The 7,299-nt window shown below is 32.9% G+C and carries 8 protein-coding genes; 5 read left to right on the forward strand and 3 right to left on the reverse strand.

Features of this window, described 5'->3' with window-relative positions:
- The first annotated feature begins 119 nt into the window (after positions 1 to 119).
- Positions 120 to 443 carry a hypothetical protein gene (locus RR554_RS06315; RefSeq protein WP_332467645.1) on the forward strand — a complete coding sequence of 108 codons (324 nt, stop codon included), beginning with the start codon at positions 120 to 122 and terminating at the stop codon, positions 441 to 443.
- Between the two features lie 38 nt (positions 444 to 481).
- On the opposite strand, the gene RR554_RS06320 is transcribed toward RR554_RS06315, so the two are convergent.
- On the reverse strand, positions 482 to 1,126 hold the full coding sequence (locus RR554_RS06320) for a deoxynucleoside kinase (protein ID WP_332463430.1): 645 nt from the start codon (positions 1,124 to 1,126) through the stop codon (positions 482 to 484).
- 147 nt (positions 1,127 to 1,273) lie between these two features.
- Here RR554_RS06320 and RR554_RS06325 point away from each other — a divergent pair, with 147 nt between their 5' ends.
- On the forward strand, positions 1,274 to 1,759 hold the full coding sequence (locus tag RR554_RS06325; protein ID WP_332463429.1) for a cupin domain-containing protein: 486 nt from the start codon (positions 1,274 to 1,276) through the stop codon (positions 1,757 to 1,759).
- Between the two features lie 48 nt (positions 1,760 to 1,807).
- Here the strand turns inward: RR554_RS06325 and RR554_RS06330 are convergent, their stop codons facing one another.
- Both RR554_RS06330 and RR554_RS06335 read right to left on the reverse strand, forming a co-directional pair.
- Complete coding sequence (locus RR554_RS06330; RefSeq protein ID WP_332463428.1) at positions 1,808 to 2,722, reverse strand: DUF5692 family protein; 915 nt, start codon at positions 2,720 to 2,722, stop codon at positions 1,808 to 1,810.
- 128 nt (positions 2,723 to 2,850) lie between these two features.
- Entirely contained in the window at positions 2,851 to 3,396 is a 546-nt protein-coding gene (locus RR554_RS06335) for a TetR/AcrR family transcriptional regulator C-terminal domain-containing protein (RefSeq protein WP_332463427.1), read from the reverse strand.
- Between the two features lie 73 nt (positions 3,397 to 3,469).
- On the opposite strand from RR554_RS06335, the gene RR554_RS06340 reads away from it, so the two are divergent.
- The 3 genes from RR554_RS06340 to RR554_RS06350 all read left to right on the forward strand — a co-directional run.
- Positions 3,470 to 4,555, forward strand: a complete 1,086-nt coding sequence (locus tag RR554_RS06340) for a LacI family DNA-binding transcriptional regulator (RefSeq protein WP_332467646.1) — start codon at positions 3,470 to 3,472, stop codon at positions 4,553 to 4,555.
- A gap of 135 nt (positions 4,556 to 4,690) precedes the next feature.
- Entirely contained in the window at positions 4,691 to 6,319 is a 1,629-nt protein-coding gene (locus RR554_RS06345; RefSeq protein ID WP_332463425.1) for a glycoside hydrolase family 13 protein, read from the forward strand.
- A gap of 159 nt (positions 6,320 to 6,478) precedes the next feature.
- Positions 6,479 to 7,299: acetyl-CoA C-acyltransferase (locus tag RR554_RS06350; RefSeq protein WP_332467647.1), on the forward strand; the 821-nt coding region annotated here is incomplete at its 3' end.

Here is a 7,299-nt window from a genome sequence, read left to right on the forward strand (position 1 = left end):
TAAAGCTATATCAAGGCCTAGAGCCTTATTTTTTTTGATTAAAATTAAAAAGTAGCAATTTTTAAAGTTATTAAATATAGAATTATGACAATAGTTAAATTGTTTGAAGGGGAATAGGTATGGATGATCAGAGAGTGATAAACTTAGAGACTGTGTTTGGATATGAAAAGAAATTCATTACAAATGGTTATTACAGAATACGTCAATTAGATGAAAAGCAGAAAGAAGTCGCTTTTTTAATTTCTAGTGGGTGTGGATCAACAAGTGTTCATCCTCAAATAACAATAAAAAAAATAAAGAATGAATGGGTACCTATTAAATTGATTGATATGGGAACATCACCTACTCAAATGATTTACCGTGATGAAAATAACCAAAAATATTTAGATGAAAAATTTGAATGTCTTATTACAAAATTTGAACAGGCAATTAAACAAAGCTAAAAAGTTAGCCATCAGTCTTAAACTGATAGCTAACTTTTTTATTTTCTAGTTTCTTCTAATTTGGCTAATACTAGTTTTATGACTTCTTTTGCCGCATCTTCATCTTCAACAAAATTAAATTGATCACCATCAATTTGAATTTTAGGACTCTCATGATAGTTATCAAACCATTCTTCATAACGACGGTTTAATTCTTTATAGTAATCATAAAGACCTGGGTCAAAAGTTAACTGCTCAAAAGGACGGTTTCTTTTTTCAATTCTCTTAAGCATAGTTTCAAAAGAAACTTTAATATGAACAAGTAAGTCTGGATGTTTCTTTTGTGCTGCAAAGGGGAGTTCTTCCATCATGTTTTGTAATAACTCATCATAGACTTCTACTTCTTGTGCTGAGGCACGACCTAAATCTGCATTCAAATGAAAAAGTAGCGAATCTTCATAAATTGAACGATCTAATACATTATTATCATGAACTAACGCTCGTTTTATACTGTTAAAACGCTTGTTTAAAAAGTATATCTGTAACAGAAAAGAATATTTTTCTGGGTCCTCATAAAATAGGGGCAAAATCTCATTATTATCCACGCTTTCGTAAAATACCTCACTACCTAATTCATTGGCAATCATTTTTGAAAGACTTGTTTTACCTGCTCCAATAGTACCTGCTAATACAATCACACTCATTTCCTCCTTAACTCCTTAACTATATATAGTGTAAATAAGTACAATGAATATAATAATATACAATATATAGTAATACAAGTGTTAAATTTAAGGTTGTTAGTTATTTGTCTTTTTTGTATACTAAAAGAGAATAGAAGGAGGGATTGAATGAAGACAAAATATGATTGGATTAAAGAGTTAAATTTAGCGCCGCATCCTGAGGGTGGCTATTATTTGAGAACAGAAGAATCTCAGAGAATGATAACTACAAACGGACAAGAGCGAAAATTATATACAAGTATTTATTTTCTATTAACTGAGAAAAGTCCTTCACATTTTCATCAGTTAACAGCAGATGAGATTTGGTATTACCATGAGGGAAATCCGTTAACCGTTCATTGTATTTTTGAAGACGGACGTTATGATGCAATAAAAATCGGAAAAGATTTATCAAAGGGTGAGAGACTTCATTACACTGTTCCAGCAGGAACTATTTTTGGGTCAACTGTTGAAGATGATTACTCTTTAGTGAGTTGTGTAGTTGTACCAGGATTTAATTTTACAGATTTTAAATTGTTTACACAGCAAGAACTTTTAGAGAAATATCCAGAACACCATGACATTATTAAGCAATTAGCTTTTGAAAGTATATAAAAAAGTCACTAAAGTTAGATAAAATATCTAATTTTAGTGACTTTTTGCTTAGTTATTTTGTTTAACTTCCTCAAAAGATTTAAGTCCTGTATAGATTTCATCTTTAAGAACATTTTTCTTCTGCGTTTTAATGCGGTAAATATGATAGATAAAGACTGCTACGTTAATTGCTAAAGCCAAGAAGCTTAGGACAAATAAAGAAGTGCTGCTATGTGAGCTTTGAACTGCAAATTTAGATTCACCAACAAATGCTGGGAATGTCATTGTAAACATCATCCAAAAAGCTAATGTTTGTGCGCGATGTTGTAACCATGCTCCTTTTTTAATAAAGAAGGCAGGGATAGTACATGACATTAATAAACCAAGACCAGCGTAGAATGAATGATCAGATACACAGTTATAAACATAAGCGAAGTTCCAAACGTCATAAGCAATGATCCAGAACCACATTTGGTCAGCCCAAACCATGTCTTTTTGTTTGTCTTTACTAATTTGGATTCCAAACCAACCAGAAATAGTTAAGATATTTAAAATACCAGCGACACCGTTCATAATGTTCCAAACGCCACCGTTCATGTAAACACCGTCCACCATACCGTGTAATGAATAAACTTGAAAATCACGTATAACAGCTTCCATGATGTTAAGAGCTAAAATGAAAGCAGGAAATGCCATCATCCATTTTTTATCTTGGGCTCCTTTGATAAATCTTAGTGCTAAGAATCCTAAACAACCAGCAAGTGCTGAGTAAACTTTCACCCAGTGGAACCAAGTTCCTGTACTACTACCGGCACCAGCTGTTGTCGGCCAAACGAAAATAGTTAATATAATTGGTAGTGCTGTAAATAAAATAAGTGCTACCCATTTGTTTGCTCGTGCAAGTTCGTTCATAAACATTAAACCACCTACAACGACAAACCACATGGCAACAGAGTACCATGGCATGCTTTCAAAGAAAAACATTAAAAAAACCCCCTATAAAATTTGTATAAATGCTACATGTTCATCATACGAATTTTGAGGGGAAATCATATAAACAAAAATGAAAAGATGTCCAAAAATTGGACAAAAATAGTGATTTGTCCAAAGATTTAATGATTTTGAATAATGAGTTCGATAGTTCCTTTTGTTACACGCTCAACTCTAGCAATCAGTTGATCCTTAGGTTCTTCTAAACGAGTTGTTAACCAGTGAATCACCTGAGAAACAATAGCGCGACCATAAAAATCGGCAATTTGGATTTTTAAGTCTTTTTTCAAAATGGTTTCATCATAAGTTTGGTCCATAATAGAAACAAGCATTCCGTAAGTAATATCGTATAAAAATATTTCTAAACGATCTCGGTTGATGGAATGAAAGGTGTTTAAACAAAATTTCCGATTTTCTTCAGTATAATTTAAAACACTTAATAGACCATCTTTCCAGGTTTCTAAATCTTCATATGTTTCCAGTCCGTTAACAATCTCGTTATCATAAGTCCATTCTAAAAGTTCATTAATATCAGAAAAATGATAATAAAAAGTGTTTCTTGAAACACCTGCTGTATTGGTTACATCATTGATAGTTATTTTTTCAAAAGGAATGTGAGTCATTAGTTCTTTTAACGCTTGGGATAATGCTTTTTTGGTTAAGTTCATAAAATTCTCCTTGCTCATCTCTCTCTCTATTATAATAAGTATTCTACAAGATACAAAGAAAATATTGGAAAAATTGTTTTTCAAATTTAAAACTGCTAAACTACGAATAATAAAGAAGATACGAGGTGAAAAAATGGCAACAATTAAAGATATTGCTAAATATACAGGTGTGAGTCCAACAACTGTGTCTAACGTGATTCATGGAAGAGATAGTAAAGTCTCACCTGAAACAAAAGAAAAAGTGAAAAAGGCTTTAGTTGAACTGGATTATACGGCAGATATGGGAGCTAGATTATTAGCAAAAAATGGCTCAAAAATAATTGGGTTTATTATTCAAGATAATGAGGCAGTCGTAGAGGAGTTTTTTGATAATCCTTATCACGGTGAATTAATACAAGCAGTTGAGTCTAACATAAAAAAAGCAGGTTATTTTATGATGTTTCACCGCGTATCTAGTTTTGAAGAAGGCGCAAAATTAGCTGAAATGTGGCATTTGGAAGGGTTGATTGTTTCAGGTACATCAGTTAATGATGTCGCTAAATGGCAAAAAAAAGTAACTGTCCCAGTGGTTTTTATTGATTCTTATGCAACTAATTTAGAGGAACCCTTTTTAAATGTTGGTATTGCAGATAAACAAGGAGCTTATGAAATGACCACGTATTTATTAAATCTAGGTCATAAAAAAATAGGTTTTATTGCAAAAGGAGAAACGGAATCTGCTTGGCAAGGGGTGGATTATGAACGTTCCAAAGGGGTTATTAGAGCGATGAAGCAGGTTGATTTATCACCTACGCTAATTCCTATTCCAGTAACTTATAATGATAACCGACAATTTGTAACGGATAATTTAATGGAAACGATTAAAACCTGTACAGTTATTTTTTGTGCTTCGGATTTGCTTGCTGTTCAGCTTGTTTCAGCATTATATAAAAAGAACATAAGTGTTCCAAGAGATATATCCATTGTTAGCTTTGATGGCACACCTTACGCCAAATATGCTACACCACAAATAACGTGTATGAAGCAAGATGTTTCTAAAAAAGCTGAGGCTATTATGACATTGGTGTTAAAGGGCATTGAAACAAAAAATACCATGTCAGAATCAATCTATTTGAAAACAACACTTGTTGAAGGGGCGTCGGTAAAAAAATTGACTTAAAAAAATAAAAATGTTATATTTTATGCGAGTGTTGCGAAACACCTGTTAAGTCAGTTTTTTTATTTTAAGTATAGGTGTTTCGATACACCTATTTAAATATTTTAAGAGAATACGATAAATCGGAGGGATTTACCAATGACAACAAAACAAAATAAATGGTGGCAATCAGCTGTCTTATATCAAATATATCCAAGAAGTTTTCAAGATACAACAGGGAATGGAATCGGTGATTTGAGAGGTATTATCAATCGTCTTGATTATTTGGAAAAACTTGGAATTAACGCGATTTGGTTAAGTCCAGTATACAAATCTCCTAATGACGATAATGGATATGATATCAGTGATTATGAAGATATTATGGATGAGTTTGGCACAATGGCTGATATGGATGAACTTATTGCAGAGGCTAAAAATAGAGACATTCGAATTATTATGGATTTAGTAGTAAATCATACATCAGATGAACATGCTTGGTTTATTGAAGCAAAAAAAGGAAAAGATAATCCTTATCGTGATTTTTATGTGTGGCGTGATCCTGTAAATGATGATGTCCCAAATGATTTAGAATCTACTTTTAGTGGTAGTGCTTGGCAATTTGATGAAGCAAGCGGCCAGTATTATTTACATTTATTTAGTAAGAAACAACCAGATTTAAATTGGGAAAATGAAATAGTTCGACAAAAAGTTAATGATATGATGAATTTTTGGCTTGAAAAAGGTGTCGGAGGATTTCGAATGGATGTGATTGATTTAATTGGTAAAATTCCAGATGAAAAAATCACAGGAAATGGTCCTAAGCTTCATGATTATTTAAAAGAGATGAATCAATCAACTTTTGGTAATTATGATGTGATGACAGTTGGAGAAACCTGGGGAGCAACTCCTGAAATTGCTAAAATGTACTCAGATCCAGCACGAGATGAATTATCAATGGTTTTTCAATTTGAGCATGTCGGTTTAGATGAGCAAAAAGGTGAAGGAAAACAAAAATGGGATTTAAAACCTTTAGAAATGAAAGAGTTAAAAGACGTTCTTTCTAAATGGCAAACCTCACTAGGTCATCAAGGATGGAATAGTTTATTTTGGAATAACCATGACTTACCGCGTGTTGTTTCTCGTTGGGGAAATGATCAAGAATACCGAGTGGAAAGTGCTAAAGCTTTTGCTATCTTACTTCATATGATGAAGGGAACACCGTATATTTATCAAGGTGAAGAAATTGGGATGACTAATTACCCAATCACAAGTATTGATGAAGTTGAAGATATTGAAAGTGTTAATATGTATCATGACCGATTGGCTCATGGGTTTTCAAAAGAAGAAATAATAACATCAATTAATGCTAAAGGTCGCGATAATGCGAGAACGCCTATGCAGTGGAATAATAATTCAAACGGTGGCTTTACAACAGGAACTCCTTGGTTACATGTGAATCCTAATTATCAAAATATTAATGTGGAAAAAGCTTTAATGGATAAACAATCAATTTTTTACACCTATCAAACGCTGATTCGATTAAGAAAAGAAAACCCAATTGTTGTCTGGGGTGAATATGAGTTGTTAGAGACAACTGACAAAGTGTTTGCGTATTATCGTGAGTTTGAAGGTGAAAAATGGTTAATAGTTGCGAACCTTTCTAATGAATCTCAATCATTTTCATCTGAAGCAATCATAAAAGAGGTACTAGTTGAAAACATGCCAACACCAAGTAGTTTATCATCTTGTCAATTACAACCTTGGCAAGCTTTTGCAGTAAGCATATAAGATGAAAGCAGGACTAACTAAAATGTTGGTTCTGTTTTTTTATCTTTTATTAATTTATTAAGAAATGAGTTAAACCATAGTTAATACAAAAGAATATGTTAAGATAAGTTTTGAAAATAGTTGAAAGAAGATGTAGACAAATGTAATGGAGGTTTTTTTGTGAGAGAAGTTGTAATCGTTTCTGCTAGAAGAAGTCCAATAGGAAGTTTTGGTGGAAGTTTAAAAGATATCTCAGCAGTAGAGTTGGGAACACAAGTTGTAACTAAAGCTATGAGTGATATACAGTTAGATCCTTCATTAGTTGATGAAGTTATTATGGGAAATGTCTTGTCAGCAGGATTGGGGCAAAATATTTCAAGACAGATTGCTATAAAATCTGGTATTCCTAAAGAAACATCCGCTTTTACTGTGAATAAAGTTTGTGGTTCTGGATTAAAGGCAGTTGTTTTAGGTGCTCAATCGATTGCGTTAGGTGATCATGAAGTGGTTGTTGTTGGTGGAACCGAAAGTATGAGTCAATCACCTTATGTCGTACCTAATTACCGATTTGGAACAAAAATGGGAAATGCCACGCTAGTTGATACGATGATGAGTGATGGATTAACAGACGCTTTTGATGAGTTGCCAATGGGAATAACAGCTGAAAATATTGTTGAAAAATATAGCTTGACTCGACAAGAGCAAGATGAATTTGCTTTAATGAGTCAAAAAAAAGCTGAAACAGCAATTAAAACTGGTAGATTTGAAGCAGAAATTGTCCCAATCAGCGTCCAAAATCGAAAAAAAGAGCCAACTATCGTTTCACTTGATGAGTATCCAAGATTTGGTATGAGTTTAGAAAAATTAGCTAAATTGAGACCTTCTTTTAAAAAAGAAGGCAGTGTGACAGCAGGGAATTCTTCTGGAATTAATGACGGGGCAGCTTGTTTAATTTTGATGACTAAAGAAAAAGCAACTGAATTGAACTTAGATATTTTAGG

Origin of the sequence: Vagococcus sp., assembly GCF_036639995.1 — a bacterium.
Taxonomy (GTDB): Bacteria; Bacillota; Bacilli; order Lactobacillales; family Vagococcaceae; genus Vagococcus.

Excerpts from the sequence above, each read along its gene's own strand:
- RR554_RS06315 (WP_332467645.1), top strand. The coding sequence starts at position 120 with ATGGATGATCAGAGAGTGATAAACTTAGAGACTGTGTTTGGATATGAA.
- RR554_RS06320 (WP_332463430.1), bottom strand. The coding sequence starts at position 1,126 with ATGAGTGTGATTGTATTAGCAGGTACTATTGGAGCAGGTAAAACAAGT.
- RR554_RS06325 (WP_332463429.1), top strand. The coding sequence starts at position 1,274 with ATGAAGACAAAATATGATTGGATTAAAGAGTTAAATTTAGCGCCGCAT.
- RR554_RS06330 (WP_332463428.1), bottom strand. The coding sequence starts at position 2,722 with ATGTTTTTCTTTGAAAGCATGCCATGGTACTCTGTTGCCATGTGGTTT.
- RR554_RS06335 (WP_332463427.1), bottom strand. The coding sequence starts at position 3,396 with ATGAACTTAACCAAAAAAGCATTATCCCAAGCGTTAAAAGAACTAATG.
- RR554_RS06345 (WP_332463425.1), top strand. The coding sequence starts at position 4,691 with ATGACAACAAAACAAAATAAATGGTGGCAATCAGCTGTCTTATATCAA.